Raw genomic sequence first — 25,610 nt, forward strand, 5'->3', positions numbered from 1 at the left:
GCCGGCGGTCTGTTGTATCCGATTTGCGGGAAACGCGTGACCCGTCCTTTCCGGTCCAGCCCTCTAGGGTGTTTCGGTGGGAACTCAAGTGATCCTGAACGGTGGCTCCAGCGCTGATCTCGGCGATGCCCGCCGCCTTGGCCGAGGGGATCGACTTCGCTCCGGACGGTGGAGTGAGCGTCGGGTCCGCCTTCCACCGGATCGAGGACGCGTGGATGGCCGGTGTCGCGGCATGGTCCGTGCGGGGGCCCGGATCATCATCGACGACGCTTTCCTCGGCGGGGCGGCGTCACAACGGCGGTGCCGGGAAGCGTTGGACGGCCTCGAGGTGCTGTGGATCGACGTCCGGTGCGACGGCGTCATCGCCGCCGGGCGGCAGCTGGCGCGCGGACCGGGTCGTGGGGATGGCCGAGGCACAGGCGGAACTCGTGCACCGGCGGGTGGCCTACGACCTCGAGGTGGACACGGGATCGAGCGAGGCTTTGGTGTGTGCCCGGGAGATCGCCGCGCGGGTTCGCTGAGTCACTCCGGCCGTCACCGGGACACCGCGAGCAGTTCGCGGAGCTGCTCGGCCTGGCGACTGCCCGCCGCGGCATAGAGATCGTGTGCCTGCTGCCAGTGCTCACGGGCCGCCGCGACACCGTCCAGCCGGCGCACCGCGTGCCCCAGCACGCAAAGCGTGCGGGCCTCGTAGAGCCGGCGCCCCATTTCGCGATGAATGGAAACGGCGGCGCGCGCGTGTTCCGCGGCGTCACCGTGGTCGCCGAGCCGGGAGTGGATCTCCGCGAGCGTCGTGCGCGCCTGGCCTTCCAACCGGCGATTCGCGGTGGAATCGGCGATCCGCGCCGCGGCGCGGGCGTGGGTGAGCGCCTCGTCCGCGAGATCCCGGTCGAGACAGGCGTCGGCGAGGCCGAGGAGGGCACCGGCTTCGATCACCGGGAGTCCGGTATCCCTGGCGACCCGGTGTGCCCGCTCGGCATACCGCATGGCCTCCGCCAACCGCTTGCCGGCGCGGCACACTCTGGCGAGAGCGGAGCAGGTCAGCACGATCCGGTGCCGGTCGTCGGCGGCGTCGAACTCGGCCAACGCCTTGCTCAGCTGGGTTTCGGCGTCGTCGAGCTCACCGACGTCCTGAAGGACGAGGCCGAGGTAGAGCCGGGTGACGGGAAGGTCCGGGCTTTCCAGCCGCTCGTGAAGGGCGAGTGCCTGACGGAGGTGCTGCTCCGCTTCACGCAACCGCGCGAGGCCACGGCAGATCGTGCCGAGGCCGATCAACGCGATCGCCTCCATGGAGAGGTCTCCGATCCGCCGCGCCAAGGTCCCCGCCTCGGTGAGGTGGCGGACGGTCAGCTCGGGGCGTCCGACGCTGCGCTGAGCACCGGCGATCAGCGTGTGCAGGATGATTTCGGCCCTCGGATTCCCGGCATGCCGTGCCGCGGTGAGGCCCGCCTGGCAGACGTCCAGCGCATCCTCGCCGCACCCGCTGATCCACAGGTATTTGCCGAAACTCTCGGCCAGCTCCCAGGTGTGAGGCTGCGGCGTCTTCCCGGCCGCGACGAGCGCGGCGACGATGTTCCCCCGCTCGGTCTCGAACCAAGTCAGCGCGGCGACCCGGTCGGTGAACCGCGGGGGGCGTACGCCCGGGTCGTCCGGCCCCTGCCCCAGCAGCCACACCGCGGGCTGGACCAAGTGCAGCGCGGCCGCGCTCCTGCTGCGGTAATAGCCGTACAAGCGCCGGAGGCACGCTTGCCGCTCGGCGGGCGGATCGTCGAGGCGGGATCGGTGGTCCGCGTAGAGCCGCAGCAAGTCATGGAACCGGAATCGTTCCGCGGCATAGGGTTCGACCAGGTTCGCGTCGGCCAGCCGGTCGAGCAGGCGCTCCGCCTCCTCGACCGGCACGTCGGTGAGGTGTGCCGCCGCGTGGACGTCGAAGTCGGAGCCGGGGATCAGGCCCAGCCGACGGAACAACCGCCGGGCGTCGATGTCCAGCGCCTCGTACGACAGGTCGAACGCCGCACCGACGGCGACTTCGCTGTCACCGTCGACGGTGAGCTGAGCGATCCGGTCGCCGTTGGCGAGCCGGTCGGCGATCACGGCGATCGGCATTTCCGGGCGCCGGATGAGCAGGGCCGCCGCGATGCGCAAGGCCAACGGCAGGTACGCGCAGAGCCGCGCGATCTCTGCCGCGGCCGTCGGCTCCGCCGCTATCCGGTCGTTGCCGATCAGCCGGGTGAGGAGTTCTTCGGCCTCGGCCTGACCCAGGACCGCCAAGGCCACCCGGCGGGCACCGTGAAGGGCGGTCAGGCCGGGGAGGTCGGCTCGGCTGGTGACCACCACGGCACATGTCGGACTGCCCGGCAGCAACGGCCGGATCTGCTCGGCACCACGGGCGTTGTCCAGGATCACCAGCATCCGGCGTCCGTCGAGCAGTGACCGGTAGAGGCCCGAGCGTCCCTCCTCGGTCGGCGGCAGCTGCTCCGCCACGACGCCCAGCGCCTGCAGCAGGATGGCGAGCGCCTCATGTGGCGTCATGGCAGGCACCGGGCCGTAACCGCGGAGGTTGAGGTACAGCTGCCCGTCCGGGAACCGGCTCGCGGCCTGGTGACCCCAGCGCACGGCCAGTGCGGTCTTGCCGATTCCCGCGCTGCCGCACACCGAGCTGATCACGACGGCCGACGAGGGCGGGCCCGACGCGTCCAGCAGTCTGTCCAGTTCCCGAAGCTCCCGCTCCCGCCCGACGAAACCGGCGATGTCGAGCGGAAGCTGCGCCGGCCGGGTGACGGGGCTCGCCGGCGTGGCCGGCGACCGCCGCTCCCCTTCGAGGATCGACTGGTGCAGCGCCTGTAGTTCCTGTCCGGGTTCGCTGCCGAGAGCGTCGGACAGGCGGCGCCGGACTTTGGCGTAACGGTCGAGAGCCTCAGCCGCGCGCCCGCTCGCGCGCAAAGCTTCGATCAGCACGGCTTCGAGGGGCTCGGCCAACGGATATTCGGCGATATAGGCGGGTAAGGCGTCGAGAATCGCATCCGAGTGCCCCAACGCCAGCTCGGCGCGGGCCCAGCGGATCGCCGTTCGCAGGCGCAGCTGCTCGTAGTCGTCACGGACGGCTTCGACCCATTCCCCGGAAAGTCCTGCCATCGGCGCGCCACGCCACAGTGACAGCGCTTCGGCCGCCGTGGCCGCCTGTTCGGTCTCCGTCCGGCCGGGGTGGATGGACCACTCCGCCAGCCGCCGGAATCGGTGCAGGTCAACGGAATCCGGATCCGTGCGCAGGACGTACCCCGCTTGGCGGCGTTCGAGCAGGATGCCGTCCACCGCACCTTCGGCCAGCAGGTTCCGGATTCGGCTGAGATGGGAGTAGAGCGCGTTGAGTGCCTCCGGCGGCGGTTTCTCACCCCATACCCGGTGCACCAGTGTGGCCGCCGAAACCGGGCGCCCGGCGTCGACGAGCAGTACCGCCAAGACCGCCTGCTGGCGAGGTTGCCCGGCGGCCAGTCGTCGACCGGGCACCGACACTTCCAGTTCGCCCAGTAACCGGAACTCCATTTCGTGCGCACTCTCCAGAGGGGAATTCCGCCATTTCGCGGCGCATCGAACCGGCGATCCGTCGCGGTGAAACCCATTTTGGCCTCGGTAACAAGGTTCGCACAAGGTCGCCCTGCAGATCCGCGGCGCACCATCTCATCAACGGCGGACAGCGGAGTGGAAAGAGCTTCCTCTGCCGGGATCCGAAGCAGCGGATGTACTGAGATGAAAGAGGTAACGCCGCAGAATTCCTTGTCACGGTAATCGATCAGGTCCCGGTCGCGAGCGAATGGGTGACTCTCACCACCGTTCGTGTGACCGCCGACCACACACGCAAACAGTCGAATGTTCTTCACATATTCGTGTGCGCAGCACGGGAGAAATAATGGATCATTCAGAAGAATACGAGGACCTGTCCCGACGTTCGGTGCTCCGCACCGGAGCCGCCGTCGGTATCGGAGCTCTCGGCATCGGAGCGGTGGGCGCGGGCGCGGCCGATTCGGCAGCCGCCGCTCCCGCGCCTCCGGGCTCCGCCGCACCGGACAGCTGGAAGGGACCAGGCGACCGGATCACCTTCGAACCGCAGGACTTCGAGGCGCTCGACATCGCGCTGCACGTGGTCCCGGATCTGAGGATCTGTGCGCTGGCGGTCAAACTGGCCAGGGCGGAAAAGGTCCGCTATCCGATCACGGATCCGACGCCGCTCGTGAAACTGCTGCCGCGCAGCAGGTTCGTCGCGGCGGGGCATGACATCACCGAGAAGGCGATCCGCGCTCATCTTCCGGCGGAACTGTTCCCGATCCGACACGAAGGCGAACTCGCCGAACGCGTCTACATCGCCCTGCTGCGTTGCCGGGCGGGCACCGCGGCGGCGGCTCGTGCCGGAAAGCTGAGGTGAGGTGATGTCCACCGCCCAATTCGTCTTGTGTGAACCCACCGGGTGGACTTCGTTGTACAACGGGCCCAGTTGGGGATTTGTCTACCTGTGGCATCGCGCCGGCGACGGGCTGGTCGATGTCGACTGGCGTCGCTTCGGTGCCGACCCACCGTTTTATGCGGAGGGCACAGCGTTCGGCCTCTCGGGCCAGACCACTCTTTGGCACGGTCTGCCGACGGCCTTCGTACGGGTCGAGGTACGGCCACGGTTCCGGTCCGCCTTCCTCGCCTGCACCTGAGGGTGCGGCGACAGAGGTGCCGGACAGCACCATTTTCCGCAAGACACAGCAACCTAGTTCAGGAGGAGTCACCCATGAATCTCCGCAGTCGTCTCCGGTCGTTCGTCCCGATCATGATGGCGGCGATGCTTTTCACCGCACCGCTGACCACGTCGACCGCCGCGGCGAGTCCTTCGACCGAGGTCAGGGAATCGGCCACGTCGCTCGCCGCCGCAGGCTCTTGGCACTGGGTCGGGTGGTACCCGGACCCCGTACTTTGCGCGTTCTTCGGTGCGACGACCGGCCGTCAGTTCGAGTGCAGGTACACCTTTCCCTGGAGCTGGGACCTCTACGTGTGGGGCTGACAGCACACGTTGTGGCCGGCTCGCAACGGAGAACGCGTTCCGGATCGCAGTAGGGCGAGGACTTCGTCACCGCTGTGCCGGGCGAGCCTGAGCTGTACCCCGGTCGCCCACCTGTGACCGACTCGCGGGTGGGCGACCGGTGCCTCGTCAGATGAGTGGCATAGCGGTTGAAGTACCCCTCAGTAGGGCGGTGGGTCGTCGTCCTCCTCCGCTGGACGTGGCTCGTGGAGTGGTTCCGGCGCCGCCGTGTACGTGCGGCCAGTAGGAGTCGTGATGGTCATGCCGCCGTTGCCGGTGGGTTCGGCTGTCCAACCGGGTTCTTCCTTGAGCATGTTGTGGATCTTGCAGGCGCCGTGGCAGTTGTGGTGATCGGTTTTACCGTCGTGGGCCCAGCCGGTGATGTGGCCGATCTCGGAGAACTCCGCCGGACGGTGACAACCGGGGTGGGTGCATTCCCGGTCCCGCGCCTTGATCAAGCGGGCCAGTGAGGCCGGTGATCGATACTTGTCGGCGCCTGCTTCGAGGAGTTGCCCATTGGCGGGGTTGGTGATCAGCCGGGACCAGGTCGAGTCCGGTTCTGAGGCGATCTCCCGCACCAGCCAGTCCGGGACCGGTCCGTACCCCGCCAGGAACGCGGGATCCTTGCGCGCACCGAGCAGAGTCAGGAAGTCCACGTAGACGTGGATGTGCGCACGAGGCTTTCCACGGCCGTCTTCGGCGAGCAGTCGCTCGGCGAACACATCGGCACGATGCTGCTCCAGGGTGCGGGACTTGTCCTTCGCCCGGCGTTCTCGGGCGGTGCGGACCAACGAGGCGTAGATCGAACTGGCGACCTCGGCGGGAAGATGGCCGGACAGCGTGGACATGGTCTCGTCGTCGTGTTTCAGCGAGACCTGACGTAAGGCGCGTTTCTTCGCCGCTCGTTCCCGATAGCCCTCGGGGTCGAACTTCTGCACCGCGTGACTTACCGAACCGCGAATCGCGGTCGGATCGCGATCGGCCAGCCGCTTGACCAACCATTCATCCACCTGCGCGGCGACCTCGTCCGACACTTCCCTGGTCAGCTGCGTGACCTTGGAAGCCTTGTACAGGTCGATATCGCCTTTTTCCAGTGCCGCCAACGTGTTCGGCAGCCGCGCTACCAGGGCGCAGGAGGTTTCGACGAGCAGGAACGCTTGATTGCGGGAGACCGAGAAGCATAACGCCACCTCCTCGGTCACTGATCTTCGCGAACCGCCCACGGCGGCGAACTCGGCTAACGCGCGCACTTGACGGCCCTGCGCCTGACGGAGCAAGACCTCTTCGTCGAAGGCGGCGTCAAGAAAGCGAGCGGCTTTCGGGTTATAGACAAGAGTTTGGGTCATGCCCATGATCATACTCGAACGTGAGTTCGATCACCATCGAGTTCAGTGACCGGATTTACGCGGAGAGTGAACGGTGAAAACGGCGCTATCCGTAACTTCGGAGGGTGGAGGGTCGACGACGTTCTTCGGGTCGGGCTCAGTTGGGAGCGAACGCGTTATGCAGGGCGAAGACGTGCTTCGTGTACTCCCTGCCCTCGCCGCTCAGGAACTCGAACGTCAGGCGAGTGTCAGGCTCGCGAGCCGGTCGTCCTGCGGCCTGTTCTGCGGCAGGTCCGGCGTTCGAGCTGACGCGGCGTTTCGCCATCCGCTGCTCTGTCATGCCAATGAGAGCGCGGTCCAGCGGCCGGAGCGGCATGGCCAGCATCCAACGGGGTCGCGTTCGAAGTCAGAGGGCTGATGGTGACACGGCCAAGCATCCGCGATAGACGGACAGCCGGTCGCCTCCGACCAGTGCCACCCTTGTCGTCCATGTCCTTCTCCCGCAGTCCCAGCCTGAACCGCTCCCATTCCGAGTTGTTGCGGAGTGGCAGCTCGCGGGGGCGATTGGCAGCGAAGCGTGCGTGAACGAGGCTCGGTTCACGGGGTGAAACATGCGGTGAGGGTACTTCGTAGACACCGGTTCGAGGTCGACCACGACTTGCTTCCCGCTCATGGCGATGAGCGGCCGGGCCCCGGCTGCCGTCCGCAGCGGCCGCCAGTTCTTCCTCAGGCTCAGCGCCGGAGTGCCCGGCAGCGCTTGAAAGGGCGGTGATCCGCGCGGAGTCACGTGCGCCGTTCAGTTCGGCGAGTAAGTCGTCGGGCCACAGTCCGTACTGGTCGCCCCACCACCGCGACGACTTGTAGTCCCAGATCCTGTACCCGCCGGGCACGCCCTCGCCACGTACCGTCGCTTCGCCAACCAGCCCTCCCTATTCCGCCGTCCACCACCATGATCGCCCGGACGGCGACCTGGTCTCCTGGGTTCAGACTGGACGTACTCGTGGGGCGCCAGCGCACGGCAGCCGAAGCGACCGCTCACGATCGGCGCTTGCGATGACGGCATCCGACCGGACCGCCCGGCTCGGATCGGGGCTGCGGTCAGTTACGCCCTCTCTGCATGTCGCACACCGCCTCTACGCTGCGGTGATGCTGGTGATACGGCTCCTCGCAACCCTGCTGTGGTTCGGGATTCCGGCCGGCATTCTCGCCTACGCCGTGCACGACCTGAACGTGCGGGACGCGCCGACCTCCAGCATCGAGGGCACGGTCATCGCGCACCGGCAGGAGACCTACATGTCGTCACAGGACCCGGAGCCGCACTCCACCTATTTCATCACCGTCCGCGGCGCGGCGGGGGACTTCGAGTTCGGCAACGGCCGGCAGGCGATCGACACCGAGCCGGGCACTCCGGTGGTTGTGCAGGTCTCGACGGCGACCGGAAAGATCGTGTTCCTGCGCAAGGGCGCCACGGTCGTGGATCTGCGCAACACCGTGAACACGGACGTGATCCTCATCGTGTTCGCCGCGGTCGGCCTGCTCATCGCCTTGGTACGCGAACTCGTCATCGACGACTACACCTACCCGCGGTGGCTCGGATTCGTCTTCGGCACGCTCGCCGTAGCCGTCGGCGGATGGGTCGCCCTGATGCTCGCAGGGTGACTCGCAGGCGGTACCCAACGACGGGCCTCGCCCTCCTGCGCGATTCCCGGGGTACGCCGAGTCGTTTCGCTCGGCGAAAGGGCTTCGAAGTCCGCGTCGAGTTCGAGACGGCGATGCCCTCCGGAATCTCGACCGCCGGTAGAACGTCGCCCTGCCTGCATTTGCTCGCTGTCGCGCGAACCGTCACAGGTGGCGCGATCGCGGCGGCGGAACCACCGGCGACAGCGTTCCGAGGTGACGCTGTCCGCGACGTCCTGGGGGTTATGTCGACTCGGCGACACCGACCACCGCCTACTTCAAGCCATCCGGCAACTGACTGCGGAACCGCATGCCCAGTGGCGTCGCCCCAGCGTTCGCCGTCCCATTGACCGGTCTGCTGCAGCAGGTGATGCCAAGTGATCGTCCTCGCGCGTGCGGTCGCCAGTTCGGGGAGATCGAGCGTGTCGGCCACGGGCCGGTGAAGATCGGGGAGCAGGCCTGAATGGAAGGCGATTCTCGCGACCGTGGACACGACGCTCTTCGTGACGCTATAAACCATTTCAGGGACGTCGGGATCTCCCCATTCGGCGAGCGGGCGGATCCAAGCTCAGGACTCCGCGAGGGTATCGGCCGGCGTCGCGCGGGTCGAGATGCCCGAATGGACGAGCGGAAGGCAAGCTGACGAGGTGAACCTGGCAGAAGTCAACGCGAGATTGGTGAGTCGCTTCGGTCCCGATGCCGAGGGTTGGCTCGCCGAAGTCCCCGGCCTCGGCGCGAAACTGGCCTCTCGATGGGGTTTCGTGCTGGGGGAGATGTTCGACAGTGGTGCTTCTTCCGTCGTCCTGCGCTGTCGATGGCCGGATGGAACCCCGGCTGTCCTCAAGCTCAGTCTGGACCGGGAACTGGTGGCCAGGCAGGAAGCGATGCTGCGGATCTTCGCGCCATCGCGACGGGTGCCCGCCGTCCTGGCCGCCGACGCGGACGCCGGGGCGATGGTGCTGGAGGAGGTCCTGCCCGGCACCATCGCCGAAGACCTGCCGCGGGAATCCTTGCCGCAGCGCTGGGGCGAGTTGCTCACCGCGCTGCACGCGGTGCCCGCGCCCGAGGAGTGGCCGTGGGATCTGCGTGGCCGGTTCGACGAGGCTTTCGCCCGGATCGGCGGAAGACTGTCCGAACCGGCTATCGGCGCGAGGATCGGCCAAGCGGACTGGCAGCGGTCGATCCAGCGCTGCGAGAGCTTGCTGGACACTCAATCGAAACGAGTGTTGCTGCATGGCGATCTGCACCTCGGCAACGTCCTGGACGGCGGGCCGGAACGCGGGCTGATCGCGATCGACCCGAAGGCGTGCGTGGGCGACCCGTGCTTCGACGCCGTGGATTACGTGGTCGCCGGTGCCGGGCACGAAGGTGTCGAGGCCCGATGCCATCAGGTGGCGACGGCCTGCGGACTCGACGGCGACCGGTTGTATGCCTGGAGCCGGGTGATCGCACCGATGTTCGCCATCGCGCACCTCACCCACGGCGGACCCGCGCAGGCGATCGACGAGCTGCTCGCGCTGGCCCGCTGAACTCAGTCCTCCACGGGCTTCGTCCAAGCCACCTGGACCAGCCCCGTCCCGTGCCGCCGTGAGACCAGCACCCCGCGCCCGGCGGGCTGCGGCTCCGGCTTGACGTCCCCGAGCAGCGCGCCCTCGTCACGCGACCCGGACATCACGATTCCCGGCGATCCCAGTTCGCGGATCCGTTGCAGCACAGGCTCGAACAGCGAACGCCCGGCGCCGCCGCTGCCGCGCGCGATGACCAGGTGAAGTCCGATGTCCCGTGCCTGCGGCAGGAATTCCAGCAGTGGTTGCAGCGGGTTCCGGCCCACGGTCGCGACCATTTCGTAGTCGTCGACGAGGACGAACAGTTCCGGTCCCCGCCACCATGACCGGTTCCGCAACTGCTCCGGCGTGACGTCCGCGCCGGGAAGCCGGTTCCGCATGGCCTGCTGGCATTGGTCGATCAGCCCGGTCAACGCGGTTTCGGAACCCGCGTAGCCCAGCAGATGCGATTCCGCCACCGCGCCGAGCATCCCTCGCCGGTAGTCGGCGACCACGATCGCGGCTTCCTCCGGCGAATACTTCGCGGTGATGCCGTGCGCGATGGCGCGCAGGAGCGAGCTCTTGCCGGATTCCACGTCGCCGAACGCCACGAAATGCGGTTCGGTCGCGAAATCGAGGTGCACCGGCCGCAGATTCGATTCCGCGATGCCGAGGGTGACCTGTTTGCGCGGCCCCGCCTCCAGCGAGTCGAGCGGGATCTCGGGCGGCAGCAGCCGCACCGACGGCGCGGGCTGTCCCTTCCATGCGGCGGAAATCCGCCGGTTCAGGTCCAGCCCACCGGCGCCGACGGTCTCCGGTCGCTGATCCGAATCGATTCGCGGGAGCGCCGCGAGGAAGTGCAGTTTGTCCGCCGTCAGCCCGCGGCCCGGCTTGTCCGCCGGAACGTTCTGCGCGATCTTGCGGTCGATCAGCGAGTCGGCGGGCTCGCCGAGCCGCAGCTCGAACTTGGTGCCGATGGCGTCACGCAGCGGCGCCCGCATGCCCATCCACTGGTTGATCGAGACGACGACGTGGATCCCGAAACCGAGCCCTCGAGAGGCCAGACTGGTGATCTGCTCCTCCAGCTGTTCGTATTCCTGCCGGATCGTCGTCCAGTTGTCCACGAACAGGAAGACGTCGCCGAATTCCCTGCCTTCGGTGCTTTCGCGGAACTCGGAGCGCCGCTGGCGGAACGCCGTGATCGACTCGATCCCGTTGGCGGAGAAGAACTCCTCACGTTGTTCGAGCAAGGTCGTGAGTTCGGCCACGACCCGGCGGCAGCGCTGAGCGTCGCGCCGCGTGGCATAGCCGGACACGTGCGGCAGCCCGGCGATCGGCGCCAGCGCGCCACCACCCATGTCCAGCACGAACAGCTGGACCTCTTCCGGCGTGTGGGTGAGCGCGAGCATCGCGGCGATGTCCCGCATCAGTGTGCTCTTGCCGCTCTGCGGGGCCCCGACGATCAGCGCGTGCCCGGCGGCACCGGAGAAATCGGCCCACAGCATGTCGCGCCGCTGTTCGAACGGCTTGTCCACCAAGGCGACCGGGATCATCAGCTTGCCGTTGCCGCCCCAGCCCAGCGGACACAGACCGCGTTCCGGGTCCTCGCCGAGCGGCGGCAGCAACTGGTCCAGCGTCGGGGGGTCGGCCAGCGGCGGAAGCCAGATCTGGTGCGCTTCCGGGCCTTTGCCTTCGAGCCGAGAGAGCATCGCGCCGATGATCGTCTCGCCGGTGCCTTTTTCCACCGGTTCTTCCGCCTCGACGGTCACCGGGATCTCCACCGGCGCCAGCGTGAACGGCATCAACCCCAGGCTCTGACCGTCCTTCCGTACGATCTTGCTGCGCGGGGGCAGTTCACCCGACACATACGCGGCCTTGAGTCGGATAAGGGTGTCGTTGTCGGACTTCAAATACGCCGAACCCGGCACGGGCGGAAGCTGGTAGGCGTCCGCGACACCGAGCACCGCACGGCTTTCCGACGCGGAGAACGTCCGCAGGCCGATGCGGTACGACAGGTGGGAATCCAGCCCGCGCAGCCGTCCTTCTTCCAGTCGTTGCGACGCCAGCAGCAGATGGATCCCGAGGCTCCGCCCCAGCCGCCCGATCGCGACGAACAGATCGATGAACTCCGGCCGCGAGGACAGCAGTTCGCTGAATTCGTCGATGATCACCAGCAACGACGGCAGCGGCCGCAGGTTGACGCCGGATTCCCTGGCCTTTTCGTAGTCCCGCACCGACGCGTAGTTCCCCGCCGCGTGCAGAAGCTCCTGACGTCGCAACAGTTCGCCGTTCAGCGCGTCCGCCATGCGGTCGACCAGCGCGAGATCGTCGGACAGGTTGGTGATGACCGCGCAGGTGTGCGGCAGTCCGGTCATCCCCGCGAACGTCGCACCGCCCTTGAAGTCGATGAGCGCGAGGTTGAGCTTCTCCGAGGAGTGCGTGACGGCGAGCGCGGTGACCAGCGTCCGCAGCAGTTCGCTCTTCCCGGATCCGGTCGCGCCGATGACCAGCCCGTGCGGGCCCATCCCGCCTTCCGCCGACTCCTTGAGGTCCAGGTCGACGGGCCTGCCTTCGGGATTGACGCCGAGCGGGATCCGCAACCGGTCGCGCGCCGAACGCGGAGCCCAGGTGACCGCGGTGTCGGTGTCGCGCGGGTCGCCGATCCCGAGCAGCCCGGCCAGCCCGAACGTCGCCGACATCGGTGCCTCGCTGACCACCGCCGCCCCCTGGAACAGCGGGGTGAGCATCCTGGCCAGCGCTTCGGCGGCCCCGCGGTCCAAAGTGTCCGGTGTGCCGAGGAAACCGAGCCGCTGCTCGGTGCCGTCACCGACGACCATTCCCAGCTGCTCCGGGCTCACGTGCAGGCTGAGAAGCCGTTCGGACGACGCCGAACGCGGCTGCTCCGTGCCGATCTCCACCACCGTGACACCGAGCCTGCCCTCCTCGGCGACGAGCCGGGAGTCCCCGAGGGTATGCCCGCCGTCCACGATCACGACGAGGTGCGGCAGGTCCAGCCGGGATTCCGGCCGCCGGGTGAACGCGGGCCGGTCGCCGAGGTCGGGGCCGAGCAGATCGGCGAGCTTGCCGGAGTCGGCGTCGACCAGCCGTCGCGGACCGGCGGCGTCCGCGGCGGTGGAGGCGACGTGCGGCAGCCACTTCGCCCATTCCCAGTCGTGCGACCGGTCGTCCTTGACGCACAGCGCGATCCGCAGGTCGCCGGGTGAGTGGAAGGTCGCGAGCTGGGTCAGCAGGGCCCGCGCGGTCCCGAGCGTGTCCGGGCGGCGGCCGGAGAGCGTGGCCTGCGCGAACGACCGCAGCGAGATCGCGACCGGGAGTCCGTCGACCGTCGAGTAGGTGCGGATGAAGTGCTTGAGGTTCGTCGAGCACACCGGGTCGAGGTCTTCGAGCGGCACGGTCTGCGGCGCCTTCAACGGCGTCGCGAGCCGCTGCGGCCCGGTCCCGACGCGCACCTGCCCGAACTGCGAGTCCGACCGGCGGCGATCCCACAGCCTGCCCGTTTCGATGTACGCCCACAGGTCGACCGGATCGGGCTGCAACGCCGTCATGGCCGCGCGCTGGTTGTCCGCGATGTCGCGGACCTGACCGCGCAGACCGGTCAGATACCGCTGGTAGTCCCGGCGTTCCTCGTTGATCTGCGCCTTCTTCGCCGCGCCGCCGCGACCGAGCGACATCACGACCATGCCCGCCATCGCGGTGAGGAACAACGCGCCGAAGATATAGGTCATCACGCCGCCGTCGCGTCCGATGTAGACGAACGACATGGCACCCATGCCCAGCATCATCGGCATGAACATCAGCAGCTGCATGGCTCCGCCGCCGGCGCCTTTCGGCAGCATCGGCGGGGACTGCAGGACGATTTCACCGGGCTGCTCGCCCAGGGCCGGCAGGCGGTCGCGAGTGGCGCTCATCAGGGTCTTTCTGGCCGCTTGTGGGTAATCCTGCCGATCATTCTGGCCACTCGTGCCGCCCTCGCGGTGGGTACTTTTGCCGTCCGCTCGCGTCTGGTGACGAACTTACGCTGCTGGCACAGGCGCAGACGTGGGGGAACGAGAGAAGGAGAGCCATGGTCGGCACGGGCGAGTACCGGGCGGAGCCCGAGGCCATGCGCTCGGCGGTCGGGAACCTGGGCGGCATCATCATGCAGGGCATCAACGTCGTCGCCGACCTCGAGCGCACCGTACTGCAGCCGACGTCGTTCGCCACGTTCGGCAGCGCGGTGGCGGCGGCCAACGCGGCCATGCAGAGCCAGCAGGTGGTCGCCGTCCGCACCCTCCTGCAACTGCTGCAGCAGATCAACGGCTTCATCAAGAGCAGCGCCGACGCCTACCAGGCCGCCGACGAGGCGGTCGCGGGTGGTTACGGCGGCCGTCCGGCGGGCGGGGCCGGGTCGGGGTCGTCGATCTGGGGGAATTCGCACGCTTCCGAACTGGCGACGCTGGCCATCAACGACAGCGCGGGCGCGAACGGCGAGCCGTCGTCCGTCGGCAACGTCCTGCGCTACCTGGGGGACGCGCGGCTCGGGCAGCTCGGCGACCACCCGATCACCGACGCGCGGTTCCAGGGTGTCTCGGACTTCAACGACTGGCTCGCCGGTGACGCCGACAACCAGGCGCGGGTGGGGGTCATCGAGGTCTACGCGGGCACGGCGCGCAACTTCGGCGACGTCCCCGGTGGGGTGCACAGCGGCGACGTCGTCGTGGTCGAACCGCTCCTGTTCTCCGACAGCAAGCCGATCATCGCCATCGCCGGGGAAGGCGGGCTGCTCTACAACCACGGCATCGTCGAAGCGGACATCAACGGCCTCGCGAAGGTCAGCGTGTACCGCCCGGCGTCCGTCTGACTTCCGGCCTGAGGAGCGAGGTTCCATGCTGACTTACCCGAATTCCAGCGCGATGGACGCCACGGCGTCCTCGGGCGGGCCGATCACCATCCTGCCGCAGATCCTCACCGGGCAGCCGGAGCAGATCGCGAAGCACGTGCTCGAGGTGCTCAAGAAGGCCAACGAGTTCCTCACCATGTACAACGAGGTGACGAAGGCCGCCGAGCAGCTGGGCAAGGTCTGGTCCGGTGGCGCGTCCGACTCGGCGCTGAAGAAGATCACCGACTCGCTGAACTCGCTCAACAAGATCATCCAGGTGGTGCAGAAGGGCGCCGAACTGCTCGGCGTCGCCGGGACGCTCGTCAAGACCGCCCAGACGGCCTACAAAGCGGTGGTCTCGGCGGTGAACCCGACGGTCGCGGGCCTGATGTCGAATCCGTGGACCTACGGCGCCGCCGTCGCGCTTTCCACCGCCACCAGCGCCTCGTTGCGCGCGTTCATCACCGCGATCGGCGCGCTGCTGAAAGCGCTCGGTGTCGTCGACCTCGCGAACCAGATCACCCAGATCGCCGCCATCATCGGCGAGGTCCAGAAACTGTTCGGGCACAACGACTCCGGCAATCCTTCCGCGGGCAACGCGGCCGTCTCCGGTACGCCGGTCGCCAGCCCGCAGGCACCGGGTTCGGTCGCCGGCGGTGCGGGGCAGGGCGCGATCGGCGGCACCGGTGGCGGCGCGGGCGGTGCTTCCGGAGGTGGTTCCACGCCGGGCGAGACGCCGCCGTTCACCCAGTACCGGCCGCCGGCGTTGGGCGGCAACGGCTCCCAGGGCAACTGGCCCGGCGGCGCCGACGCGTGGATCCCGGTGGACAGACCCTCGGGTGGTGGCGCGGGTTCCGGATCCACCGGCGGAGCGCTGCCGAGCGCGGGCACCGGGAACACGGTCACCATCACCACCGACCTGAGCACCGGGAAGTCCACCGTGCAGGCGCCGGGCGGGCAGGACATCGATATCGACATCGACATGAATTACGGCGGTAAGCACTTCGAGCAGCACATCGACATCGATGCGGGCGCGGATTCACCGGCGAAGGGCAGGTAGCCGTGTGGGGGAGCGGTGTGGTCGACGCGTCGGGCGTCGTCGGCTCGATCCTGTCGAATTACCGGCGGCTCGTGGTCGAGTACCAGCAGCGGGTCACCGGTGATCCCTCGGCGCTGAACGGGTCGGCGCAACGTTGCGGCGAGCGGGCCTCCACGGTTTCGGGCCGCGCGGAGGAGATCGGCCAGGCGGCCAAGACGCTGAACGCGTCCTGGGAGGGCGACGCCTACCTCGCGTTCGCCACTTCGGCCGCGAAACTGAGCCAGGAACTCGCCGAACTCGGCGCGAAACTGAGCGACCAGTCGAGCAGGCTCCGTGCGGGCGCGCGGGCACTGCAGGGCGCACGGTCCTGTGTGGACTCGATCCTCGCGCAGTTCGACCAGTACGCCGCCCAGCTCACCAGCCAGGCGCGGACGGCGAACGCGGGCGCGGTCGACGCGTTCATCTCCGCCGCCCGGCAGCTCGGCGAACGCGCGGCGCAGGCGGCGCAGGAGATCGCCGACGAACTGAGCGACGAACTCGCGCGGCTGTTCCCCCCGGAAGGCGTCGGCCGGATCGAGCACGAACTCGGCAAATGGGGCCGCGGGCCGCTGTACTGGCTCAACGGCGAAACCCTCGACGGGCGCAAACGGCCGCGGTCGCAGCCGTCCTGGTTCGGCAATTCCGGCTGGAAGAAGCTCACCTGGGACGGTCTCGAAGGCACGCGTGCCCCGCGTGCCGCCGACACGCCGTTCGGCAGGCCGAAGCCCGAAGGCCTTCGTGACAAGGCGTGGCACAGCACCGAAATCACGTACGCCAAATGGAAGCAAGAACAAGACGGTTTCACTCCGGGTTGGGACGCCAAGGTCTCCTCGCAGGGCTGGGACGTCAAGGCGTCCGGGCACGCCGAACTGGCGGCGTTCAAGGAAGAACTCGAAGGCAAGAAGGAATGGGGCGTCGCTTCGGGCAGCGCCAAGGGGACCGCGTTCGTCGGCGGTGAGGTCAACGGTTCGGTCCAGGCGGGTGCGCACGGTGTCGGCTTGCACGCCAACGCTTTCGTCGGTGGCAAGGTCGAAGGTGAACTCGCCGCCGACGTGGCGGGCATCGGTGTCGGTGCGAGCGGCACCCTCCAATATGGACTCGGCGCGCAGCTCGACGGTCAAGCCGTCTACGACGCCGGGCATATCAAGGTCAACTTCAAGGCGGGTGTCGCACTCGGCCTCGGCGCCGGGGTCGGCGCGAAGATCGACATCGACCTGCCGAAGATCGCGGACACCGTGGGGGAGTACGGCGGTGCGGCCGTCGACGCGGTGAGCGGCGCCGCGGGCCAGGCGGCGGACGCCGTCGGCGAGGCGTGGGACGACGCTGTGTCTTACGTGGGCACCTGGTGACCGGGATGAGTGAAACGATGGCCCAGGACCGGGTTTCCCTCCCGCTCGGCTTCGACATCCCCGAAGGCTGGGTACCGGTCGAGCCCGCGTCGGTCGGCGCCGAGGGGGCGGTCTTCGTGGCCGTGCACTCCGCGCCGGACGGGGAGTTCACCCCGAACATCACGTTGAGTGTCGGGCAGCGGCCCGACCACGCGGGGGTCACCGACATCGCCGACGAGGCCGTCGAACGCCTCGGCCGGACCATGGCCGCGCTCGAAGTGCTGCGGCGCAAGGTGATCGGCGCTCCGGACGCTCCCGGTGTGACGCAGGTCCTGCGCGTCCGCACCGGCGAGGGACAGGAACTCGTGCAGACCCAGGTCCTGCTGACCGTACCCGGCACGACCCCGGCCGACCGGCTGATCCTCGAGATCGCCTGTACCGCGACGCCCGAGACGGCACGCCGGCTCGGCGACGACTTCCGCCGGTTCGTGGGCAGTGTCCACGTCCGGCGGGATTTCCCCGCAGATGAAGGAGAAGACTCGTGACCACCGACCCCTACGCCATGCCGGACATGGACGAGTTGCTGGACCAGGTCCGCAAGCAGACCGAAGAGGTGCAGCGCATCCAGCGTTCGGTCGAGGCGATGGAGGTCAAGGCGCACTCGCGGCAGAACGAGGTCACCGTCGTGCTGCGCGGTGACGGCCGGTTCACCTCGATCGACATCGACCCGCGCGCGCTGCGCCAGTACGACGCGCGCAACCTCTCGGAGATCGTGCTGGAGGCGGTCAACAACGGGCTGCAGAAACTGGCCGAGGCCAGCAGCGCCAAGTTCGCCCCGGTCATCGAGTCCGCCAAGTCGATCGAAGCATGACCGCCGCGATCGCGGGCTCCACCCGGCGCGTCACGGTGGTGACACCGCGGGCGCGCGTCGACGTGGCGCTGCCGCAGCAGAGCACGTTCGCCGAACTGGTCCCGCAGCTCGTCCGGCTCGCGGGCGCTTCGGGGCAGGCGTCGGCCGAGCATCCGGGCTGGGTGCTGTCGCGGCTCGGCGGCGCTCCGCTGGCGCTCGGGCTCACGGTCGCCGCGGCGCAGGTACGCGACGGTGAAGTGCTGCACCTGACCCCGCGGGAACGCCCGCGGGGCCCGCTGCTGTTCGACGACGTCGTCGACTCGATCGCCAGCGTCGCCGAGTCGGGCCCCGGCCGCTGGGGTCCGGCGGTGGCGCGCAAGGCGGGCATCGTCGCGTCGGTGGTGCTGCTGCTCGCCGGTGGCCTGCTCGTGCAGGCGGCCGCGTCGGGCAGTGTGCTGGCGCCGATCGGGACCGGGTTGCTCGCGCTGGTCCTCGTGCTCGGCGGTGGCGCGCTGAGCCGCGCGTACGGTGACGCGGAGGCCGGTGCCGCCGGTGCGCTCGCCGGGGTCGGTGCCGCGCTGCTGGCCGGGATGTCGGTCCTGCCGCCGCATCCGCTGTTCTCGCTGTCGGCGGGACCGCTGGCCGCCGGACTCGCCGTCGTGACCGTGTACGGCGTGATCGCGGCCGTTTCGGTGGCGGACCGGCTGCCGTGGTTCGTCGCGGTGACGGTTTCCGCCGGGCTCGGCGCGATCACCACCGCCATCACCCTGCTGGCCGAGGTCCGCGCGGTTTCGGCGGCCGCGGTGGTCGCCGTCGTGGCGACGGCGCTGGCCGCGGTGGCGCCGATGCTGGCGCTGCGGCTCGGCAGGCTGCCGCTGCCCCGGGTGCCCGACGACATGGACGCGTTCCGCGCCGACGAGAACCCCTCGCTCGGCGAGGACATGGTCGGCGGCACGACTTACGCGCAGGCCTTGCTGACCGGCCTGCTCGTCGCGCTCGGGCTGGTCGTGGTCTCGGCTTCGGTGGTGCTGTCGTCTTCCGGCGGGGCTTGGGAGGCGGGCTTGTGCGCGCTGCTGGGACTGGCGCTGATGTTGCGCTCGCGCGCGTTCGCCGGTCGCTCGCAGCGGGTCGTGCTCATCGGTTTCGGCGCGGCGGCCTTGGCGGCCGCCGGTTTCTGGCTCGCCGCCGGCGGACCGCGCTCGTTCGTGTTCGGCGCGGGCTGTGCCGTCGTCGTCGCGGCGGGCGTCTGCCTCACCTACGCGACGCGCGTCGCGAAGGGACGCCGTTCTCCCTACTGGGCAAGGACTCTCGACATCATCGAGTTCCTGGTGCTGCTCTCGTTGATCCCGTTCGTGGGCATGATCGCCGGGGTCTACGAGGCCGTGCGCGGCTGACCACCCCTCGCCTCCCACGCGTTTCGTCCTCTGAATGCGGTACTTGCCCCACACAACTACCGCATTCAGAGGACGAAATGCGGTGGATTTACGTTCGTGGAGGGCTCCTTCCCTACCCTCAGAGAGGAAAGGAGCCCTCCGCGAACCGTCCCCTCAGTCCTCCAGGGCCAGTGGCAGGGTCCGCCGGACCGCCGCCGCGTGCCGTCCGTGCAGCGGAGCAACCGCGATCCCATGAGGCCGCACCGGCTCCGCTCCCGGCCGTCCGCCGACCCGGATGGTCACCTCGGACTTCTCACGCCCGCCAGGAGAACGGTGCAGCGTGTACGAAGTCGCGGTGAACGCCGAACCGGGTACGTGAAGATCCAGTGTGCGCGCGAGATCCCGCTCCGACCGCGGCCGGTAGCAGACCTGCGAAGCGCCACCCCAGTCCCAGGATCGCCAGCCGTGCACCGGCGCGTCCTGGCCGCTGCCGAGCGCGACGCGCAGTTCCCGCGCCACCTCACCGGATTCGAGCACGGTGCTCTCGAATCCGGCCTCCGCCAACGAACCCATCAGCGCCAGTGCCGCGCATGCGGTGCTCCGCAGCGCGCCGAGTTCGCCGCCGCCGCGGGCTCGCGCCGCGATCGGCGCGTCCGCTGGCCGGTACCGGACGGCGAGCCAGCGGACCCGGAGCACCGACTGTCCATTGGGGACGGTCCAGGTCAGCAGTTGCGCACTGGACAGCGGGATCCCGGTGCTCGCGTAGGTCTCGCGCAGGATGCCGACCAGCGTGTCCGGCCCGGGTGACATCGCGCCGGGGGTGAGCCGCACGATGGCGCTCCAGCCGTCGCCGACCTCGGCGACCCCGAACCGGTTGCCCGCGCGGTCGACGTGCTGGCGCACCCGGACGGGACCGGCGAGCCGGTGCAGCGGATCGGGGACTTCGCTCTTGTCGCGCCGCTTCAGCCGGTAAGCGGCCCAGGTGAGCAGCCACCCGGCGGCGTGGCGTCCGGCGAACCGGACCGACGTCGTCAGCACGAGGATGCCTGCCGCGACGATGATGCTGATCCGCGCCGGCTGCGGAATCCCGTCGACGGTGAAGGCCAGCAGGACGGCCATCCCGGCGATCTCCCAGAGCGCCGCCTGCAGCGGGCGGATCGGCAGCAGCCAGGGCAGCGGCGCCGTGCCCGCGGTGCCGCGAGCGGGCGCCTCTTCCGGGGCCGGGCGGGCCGGGGCGTCAACCGACAAGGAATTCCCCTCCTCCGTGCACGCGCCCGACGGTAGTGCCCGCTCGCGCGCGGGAGGGCGTAAAAATTACCCTCACCGCAGATCGCGGTCGGAACCTAACGTGAACACCCTCGATCGGGGCGGGTACGAACGGCGGGGGACGGGAGCGTGTGGACGCAGCGGGACCAGATCCAGGCCTACCAATTCCTCCGCAGGAGACTGGTTTCGGCATTGGTCTCGGCGGACGCCAATCATCCCGTCGCCCCGAGCCGCAGACTGGTCATCGGGACGTTGTGCGGTCTCGGCGTCGCCCTCCTGATCACCGCCGTGTTCGGCGTGATCGGCCTGCTGAACCCCTCCGGCGGTAAGGACTGGCTGGCGGGCGGCAAGGTGATCGTCGAGGAGGAAACCGGCGCGCGGTACATCCTCGGCCAGGACGGCGCGCTGCATCCGGTGCTCAACTACGCCTCCGCGCGGCTGATGGCGGGCGGCAACGGCGATGCCACCGTCACCGTCCCCTCGGAGAAGCTCGCGAAGGCGCCGCGCGGCGCGCAGATCGGCATCCCAGGGGCCCCCGATTCGCTGCCCGCGGCCGCCGCGCTGGTGACCACGCCGTGGACGAGCTGCTCACGCACGACACAGGACGCGCCCGCGTCGGCCGAACCCGCGACGACGGTGCTCCTCGGCGCGCCCGCCGCCGGAATCGACCTCCCGAGGGACCAGGCCGTCGTGGTCCGCGTCCCCGAGGGCGAGCGCTATCTCGTGACGGCGGGGCGCCGCTACAAGCTCACCCCGGAGGCCGCCGCGGCGCTGCAGTTCGACACCTATCCGGCGATCGCGGTGTCCTCCCGGTGGATCGGCACCGTCGCCGCCGGACGCGATCTGGCCTACCGCGCGGTCGAGGACGCCGGGCGGAGCGGTCCCCGGGTCGGTGACACCGCGACGAAGGTCGGTTCGGTGCTCGGCGTGATCGACGCGATGGCGTCGCCGGGCGACGCGACTTCGTACTACCTCGTCCACGCCGACGGACTCGAACCGATCGGCCAGACCGAGGCGAGCCTGCTGATCAACACACCGCAGAACGCCGACGCCTACACCGGCGTCCCGGCGCCCGTCGCGGTGCGCGCGGCCGACGTCGCCGCGGTGCCGAAGGTCGGCACGGCCAGGGCGGGCGGGGCCGATCCCGCGGAGTATCCGGACCGGATCCCGCGAAAAGCGCCCGTTACCGGACAGTCCGTGACCTTGTGCGCGCAGGGTTCTCGAATCGTTATCTCCGCACAGGTCCCGTTGCCGCAAGGTGCGAAGGCGATCCCGGTGACGGCGCGTACGGACGCGTTGGTCGCCGATGAGGTTTTCGTACCTCCGTCGGGAGGTGCGGTGGTGACGGAATCCGGTTCCGGCACGGTGTACGTCGTGACCGACACGGGGTCGAAGTACCCGGTGGCGAGTACCGAGGCACTCGCTTCGCTCGGATACGGCCAAGCCGGACGGCAACCGGTTCCGAATGGATTACTGGCACTGGTGCCGCGAGGGCCCGCGCTGGATCCGGCGCGGGCGGGCCGGACGGTGTCCTCGGCAGGTGGGACGGGGTGAGCGGGAAAGTGCAGATGACTGAAGACAGGCCGGAGACCGACCGGGTCGACGTCGCGGTGATCGAAGACCATCCGTTGTACCGGCATGCCGTGGTCCGGGTCCTCACCGAGGCCGAAGGGATCGAACTCGGCGCGGTGGTCGATTCGGTCGCCAAGTTCCACGCCCACCCGCAACCGCCCGGCAGTGTGGTGCTGCTCGACCTCGGCCTGCCGGGGATCGCCGGGGCGGCCGCCGTACTGCAGGTGTGCGAACTGGGGCATCACGTGCTCGTGGTGTCCGCGCAGGCGGAATCCGAACAGGTGCTCGGCGCGATCGCCGCCGGTGCCAAGGGATTCCTGTCCAAGGACGTCGACGTCGACGAACTGCTGACCGCGATCAGGACGGTCGCGCAGGGCCGTGCCTACGTCTCCGCGGTGGTGGCCGGAATGATCATCAAGGACAACGCCGACCGGCCCGTGCCGGCCCCGGACGTCGCGCTCTCCGCGCGGGAGAAGCAGGTCCTGCGGCTGGTCGCCGCGGGCGAACGCGACGTCGACATCGCCCGCATCCTCGGTATCGGGGTCCGGACGGTGCGCGGTTATCTGGACCGGATCCGTGACAAACTCGGAGAGAGAAGGCGGGCCGGTCTGGTCCGCAAGGCCATCCAGCTCGGGCTCGCGTCTCCGTCGGAGGTGCCCGGCCCGTCTCGGCCGATCGCGCCCCGCGACGACGCGGGCGGATTCGAAGGACGCCGGTGAACGCAGACGAGCAGCCGAAACGCACCACACCGATCAACGTCGGGGTGATCGAAGACCATCCGTTGTACCGGGACGCCGTCGCACGTGTCCTCACCGAAGCGCCCGACATCGCGCTGGGCGCCGTCGCCGACTCGGTCGCGCGGTTCGCCGTCCAGCAACAGCCTCCGGGCAGCGTCGTCGTGCTCGACCTGAAGCTGCGCGGCGTCCAGGACGCCGCGGCGGTCCTCGAAGTGGGGCAGATGGGGCACAAGGTGCTCGTGGTGTCCGCGCACGCCGAACAGCCCGAAGTGCTGGGCGCCATGCAGGCCGGGGCGAAGGGCTTCCTCTCCAAGGACGTCGACGGCGATGAGCTTCTGCGCGCCATCCGCACCATCGCCGACGACAACGCGTACGTGTCGCCGACGCTGGCCGGGATGATCATCCAGGACAGCGAAGACCGGCACGCCGGTCCGAAGATCGTGCTGTCCGAACGGGAGAAGCAGGTCCTGCGGCTGGTCGCGGCCGGTGAACGGGACGTCGACGTGGCGGAGATCCTGAACATCAGCGTGCGGACGGTGCGGTCCTATCTCGACCGCATCCGGGACAAGACCGGGGAACGGCGGCGGGCCGGGTTCGTGCGGGTGGCGATCCGGGAAGGCCTGCTGCGCTAGATCCTCGCGTTCAGTCCTCTAAGTGCGGTAGTCGCCCCGCGCGACCACCGCGTTCAGAGGACTAAACGCGTGGCCCGGAGAAGTTCACCCGCAGCGTGTAGACCGAACTCGACGCGGTGATGAACAGGTCGTTCCGTCGCGGCCCGCCGAAGGTCAGGTTCGAGCACACCTCGGGGACGAGCAGCTTCCCGATCCGCGTGCCGTCGGGTGCGAAGCAGTGCAGACCGTCGTGCGCGGCGGCCCACACCCGGCCGGCGGCGTCCACCCGGACGCCGTCGAAGCCACCGGCGTCGCAGGTCGCGAAGATCGCGCCGCCGGAGAGTGTTCCGTCCTTCACCTCGAAAACCCTGATGTGACTGGGTTTCTGCCGCGTGTCCACGATGTGGAGCCGTGATTCGTCCAACGAGAACGCGAGCCCGTTCGGACGCGAGAAGTCGTCCGCGACGATGCGCACGGAGCCGTCCACCGGGTCGGCACGGTAGACGTGGCAGCCGCCGATCTCGCTTTCGGCCTGATGGCCTTCGTAGTCGCTGTCGATCCCGTAACTGGGGTCGGTGAACCAGATCGCGCCGTCCGAGGCCACGACGACATCGTTGGGGCTGTTGAACTTCTTGCCCTGATAGGTCTCCGCGAGCACGGTGGTGGTGCCGTCGTGTTCGGTGCGTGTCACCCGGCGGTTGCCCTGTTCGCAGCTGACGAGCCTGCCCTGCCGGTCGACCGTGTGCCCGTTGTGGAATCCGGCCGGTTCACGGAACACGCCGACCGCGCCCGTCGTCTCGTCCCAGCGCAGCACACGGTCGTTCGGGATGTCGCTGAAGACCAGGTACCGGCCGGCGGGGAAGTAGGCGGGCCCCTCGGTCCACCGGCAGCCCGTGTGCAGGCGCTGCATCCACTCGTCCCCGTTGACGCGGGCGAATCGTTCGTCGAGGACCTCGAAGCGCGCCTTGACCATGTCCATGTAAACCCCCAGTTGACTGAATAAGATATTGCAATCATCATGAGCCGCCGAACTTGATATGGTCAACCTATGGATGACGTAGATCGCATGTTGCTCACCGAGCTGCAGCAGGACGCGACTCAGGCGTACGCCGCGCTCGGGAAAACGGTCGGATTGTCGGCGGGCGCCGCGCACGAACGAGTCCGCAAACTGCGGGAGCAGGGCGTCATCCGGCGCACGACCGTCGACGTCGACCCGGCCGCGGTCGGCCGAGGGGTGATGGCGTTCGTGCTGGTCGAGGCCAACTCGTGGATGGGCGATTCGCCGACCAAGGCCGCACTGGAGGCGTTGCCGGAGGTGGTGGAGGCGCACGTCATCGCGGGGCCGGCCTCGCTGCTGGTGAAGGTGCGCACGCCGACCACCGAGGAACTGCAGGCGTCACTGCGCCGCCTGTACGCCATCGAAGGCGTCACCGGCACACAGACGATCGTGGTGCTCGAATCCTTCTTCGAGCGATCAGTCGACGCTAAAGGCGACGGTTCGCCAGCGCCCCCGTCGCCGCCCGCGCCTTCCCGCTGACCGCCGGATCGATGTCGAGGACCACCGTTTCCGGTCCGGCCCCCAGTCGCGCGTGGACGCGCCCGAAACCGTCGGACACCGTCGAGTAGCCGATCCCGGTCGGCGCCTTCGGGTTCACCTGAGTCCCGCTCGCGGCCGGATCCGCCTGCCCGCAGCCGAGGACCCAGCAGCCGGAGTCGAGCGCGCGGGCGCGCACGAGCACCTCCCACTGCTCGCGTTTGCCCTCGCCCGCGCCCCAGGACGTCGGCACGAGGACGATGTCGGCCCCGTCGTCGGCCAGCTTCCGGAACAGTTCGGGGAAGCGGATGTCGTAGCAGGTCGCGACGCCGAACGTGACCCCGTCGATCTCGAACGTGACCGGCGCCGTCCCCGGCGCGACCGTGTCGGATTCGGCGAATCCGAACGCGTCGTACAGGTGGATCTTGTCGTAGCCGAAGTGATGTCCGCCGCCGGTGACGAGCAGCGTGTTGCTCACGCGACCATCGGGCGACGGCGTGAACATGCCCGCCGCGATCACCACACCGTGCTCTTCGGCGATGGACGCCACAGTGGACGCCCACGGTCCGTCCAGCGGCTCGGCCAATGGTTTCAACGGGACCCCGAAGCGCGCCATCGTCGCTTCGGGGAAGACCACGATCCGCGCGCCGTCGGCCGCCGCGGCCGCCACGCCTTCGCGAATCAGCTTCAGGTTCGTTTCTGGACTCTCGGTCGCGGTGAGCTGGCACAACGCGATCCGCGGCACGGCGGTCTCCCTCATCGTGGGATCACTGGTCA

20 protein-coding genes and 1 pseudogene are annotated in these 25,610 nt (G+C 69.0%); 15 read left to right on the plus strand and 6 right to left on the minus strand.

The window, feature by feature from the left end:
• Positions 1 to 232: 232 nt before the first annotated feature.
• Positions 233 to 521 (plus strand): annotated as a pseudogene (locus AVL48_RS12710) (phosphotransferase-like protein).
• 13 nt (positions 522 to 534) lie between these two features.
• Here the strand turns inward: AVL48_RS12710 and AVL48_RS12715 are convergent.
• Entirely contained in the window at positions 535 to 3,543 is a 3,009-nt protein-coding gene (locus AVL48_RS12715) for an AfsR/SARP family transcriptional regulator (RefSeq protein WP_061983173.1), read from the minus strand.
• 364 nt (positions 3,544 to 3,907) lie between these two features.
• Here AVL48_RS12715 and AVL48_RS12720 point away from each other — a divergent pair, with 364 nt between their 5' ends.
• Together AVL48_RS12720 and AVL48_RS12730 are read left to right on the plus strand one after the other, a co-directional pair.
• Positions 3,908 to 4,420: a hypothetical protein gene (locus tag AVL48_RS12720; RefSeq protein WP_061983174.1), complete on the plus strand. Its 513-nt coding sequence runs from the start codon at positions 3,908 to 3,910 to the stop codon at positions 4,418 to 4,420.
• A gap of 351 nt (positions 4,421 to 4,771) precedes the next feature.
• Positions 4,772 to 5,041 (plus strand): hypothetical protein, encoded by a 270-nt coding sequence (locus AVL48_RS12730; RefSeq protein ID WP_061983176.1) that lies wholly within the window; start codon positions 4,772 to 4,774, stop codon positions 5,039 to 5,041.
• Between the two features lie 179 nt (positions 5,042 to 5,220).
• Here the strand turns inward: AVL48_RS12730 and AVL48_RS12735 are convergent, their stop codons facing one another.
• On the minus strand, positions 5,221 to 6,261 hold the full coding sequence (locus AVL48_RS12735) for an HNH endonuclease signature motif containing protein (RefSeq protein ID WP_061983177.1): 1,041 nt from the start codon (positions 6,259 to 6,261) through the stop codon (positions 5,221 to 5,223).
• A 1,269-nt stretch (positions 6,262 to 7,530) separates the two neighbouring features.
• On the opposite strand from AVL48_RS12735, the gene AVL48_RS12745 reads away from it, so the two are divergent.
• Both AVL48_RS12745 and AVL48_RS12750 read left to right on the plus strand, forming a co-directional pair.
• Entirely contained in the window at positions 7,531 to 8,043 is a 513-nt protein-coding gene (locus AVL48_RS12745; RefSeq protein WP_063054103.1) for a hypothetical protein, read from the plus strand.
• A gap of 665 nt (positions 8,044 to 8,708) precedes the next feature.
• Positions 8,709 to 9,590: an aminoglycoside phosphotransferase family protein gene (locus AVL48_RS12750; protein ID WP_244162314.1), complete on the plus strand. Its 882-nt coding sequence runs from the start codon at positions 8,709 to 8,711 to the stop codon at positions 9,588 to 9,590.
• A gap of 2 nt (positions 9,591 to 9,592) precedes the next feature.
• Here the strand turns inward: AVL48_RS12750 and eccCa are convergent, their stop codons facing one another.
• Positions 9,593 to 13,534, minus strand: a complete 3,942-nt coding sequence (gene eccCa, locus AVL48_RS12755) for a type VII secretion protein EccCa (protein ID WP_061983181.1) — start codon at positions 13,532 to 13,534, stop codon at positions 9,593 to 9,595.
• A 155-nt stretch (positions 13,535 to 13,689) separates the two neighbouring features.
• On the opposite strand from eccCa, the gene AVL48_RS12760 reads away from it, so the two are divergent.
• The 6 genes from AVL48_RS12760 to eccD are packed head-to-tail and all read left to right on the plus strand — an operon-like array spanning position 13,690 to position 19,134.
• A complete protein-coding gene (locus AVL48_RS12760) occupies positions 13,690 to 14,466 on the plus strand; it encodes a WXG100 family type VII secretion target (RefSeq protein ID WP_061983182.1) in 777 nt (258 codons plus the stop codon).
• 25 nt (positions 14,467 to 14,491) lie between these two features.
• Positions 14,492 to 15,544 carry a hypothetical protein gene (locus tag AVL48_RS12765; protein ID WP_061983183.1) on the plus strand — a complete coding sequence of 351 codons (1,053 nt, stop codon included), beginning with the start codon at positions 14,492 to 14,494 and terminating at the stop codon, positions 15,542 to 15,544.
• Between the two features lie 17 nt (positions 15,545 to 15,561).
• Complete coding sequence (locus tag AVL48_RS12770) at positions 15,562 to 16,911, plus strand: WXG100 family type VII secretion target (protein ID WP_082857632.1); 1,350 nt, start codon at positions 15,562 to 15,564, stop codon at positions 16,909 to 16,911.
• A 5-nt stretch (positions 16,912 to 16,916) separates the two neighbouring features.
• The gene (locus tag AVL48_RS12775; protein WP_244162313.1) at positions 16,917 to 17,435 is read left to right on the plus strand and encodes a hypothetical protein; all 519 of its coding nucleotides are present in this window, start codon (positions 16,917 to 16,919) and stop codon (positions 17,433 to 17,435) included.
• A complete protein-coding gene (locus AVL48_RS12780) occupies positions 17,432 to 17,761 on the plus strand; it encodes a YbaB/EbfC family nucleoid-associated protein (protein ID WP_233223736.1) in 330 nt (109 codons plus the stop codon). The genes AVL48_RS12775 and AVL48_RS12780 overlap by 4 nt, the downstream gene beginning before the upstream one ends.
• Positions 17,758 to 19,134 carry a type VII secretion integral membrane protein EccD gene (gene eccD / locus AVL48_RS12785; protein ID WP_061983185.1) on the plus strand — a complete coding sequence of 459 codons (1,377 nt, stop codon included), beginning with the start codon at positions 17,758 to 17,760 and terminating at the stop codon, positions 19,132 to 19,134. Before AVL48_RS12780 ends, eccD begins: the two co-directional genes overlap by 4 nt.
• Before the next feature lie 153 nt (positions 19,135 to 19,287).
• Here the strand turns inward: eccD and AVL48_RS12790 are convergent, their stop codons facing one another.
• A complete protein-coding gene (locus tag AVL48_RS12790) occupies positions 19,288 to 20,361 on the minus strand; it encodes a type VII secretion protein EccE (RefSeq protein WP_061983186.1) in 1,074 nt (357 codons plus the stop codon).
• Between the two features lie 147 nt (positions 20,362 to 20,508).
• Here AVL48_RS12790 and eccB point away from each other — a divergent pair, with 147 nt between their 5' ends.
• From eccB to AVL48_RS12805, 3 genes are read left to right on the plus strand one after another with little or no spacing between them, the layout of a single operon-like run.
• Entirely contained in the window at positions 20,509 to 21,933 is a 1,425-nt protein-coding gene (eccB, locus tag AVL48_RS12795; protein ID WP_061983187.1) for a type VII secretion protein EccB, read from the plus strand.
• A gap of 14 nt (positions 21,934 to 21,947) precedes the next feature.
• Positions 21,948 to 22,670 (plus strand): response regulator transcription factor, encoded by a 723-nt coding sequence (locus AVL48_RS12800; protein WP_244162312.1) that lies wholly within the window; start codon positions 21,948 to 21,950, stop codon positions 22,668 to 22,670.
• A complete protein-coding gene (locus AVL48_RS12805; protein ID WP_061983189.1) occupies positions 22,667 to 23,320 on the plus strand; it encodes a response regulator in 654 nt (217 codons plus the stop codon). The genes AVL48_RS12800 and AVL48_RS12805 overlap by 4 nt, the downstream gene beginning before the upstream one ends.
• Before the next feature lie 61 nt (positions 23,321 to 23,381).
• Here the strand turns inward: AVL48_RS12805 and AVL48_RS12810 are convergent, their stop codons facing one another.
• Entirely contained in the window at positions 23,382 to 24,278 is an 897-nt protein-coding gene (locus AVL48_RS12810; protein ID WP_061983190.1) for an SMP-30/gluconolactonase/LRE family protein, read from the minus strand.
• A 69-nt stretch (positions 24,279 to 24,347) separates the two neighbouring features.
• Here AVL48_RS12810 and AVL48_RS12815 point away from each other — a divergent pair, with 69 nt between their 5' ends.
• On the plus strand, positions 24,348 to 24,836 hold the full coding sequence (locus AVL48_RS12815; RefSeq protein WP_061983191.1) for an Lrp/AsnC family transcriptional regulator: 489 nt from the start codon (positions 24,348 to 24,350) through the stop codon (positions 24,834 to 24,836).
• Here the strand turns inward: AVL48_RS12815 and AVL48_RS12820 are convergent.
• Positions 24,784 to 25,578, minus strand: a complete 795-nt coding sequence (locus AVL48_RS12820) for a carbon-nitrogen hydrolase family protein (RefSeq protein WP_061983343.1) — start codon at positions 25,576 to 25,578, stop codon at positions 24,784 to 24,786. The genes AVL48_RS12815 and AVL48_RS12820 overlap by 53 nt on opposite strands.
• Positions 25,579 to 25,610 lie beyond the last annotated feature (32 nt).

Origin of the sequence: Amycolatopsis regifaucium, from assembly GCF_001613935.1 — a bacterium.
In the GTDB taxonomy this organism is placed as follows: domain Bacteria; phylum Actinomycetota; class Actinomycetes; order Mycobacteriales; family Pseudonocardiaceae; genus Amycolatopsis; species Amycolatopsis regifaucium.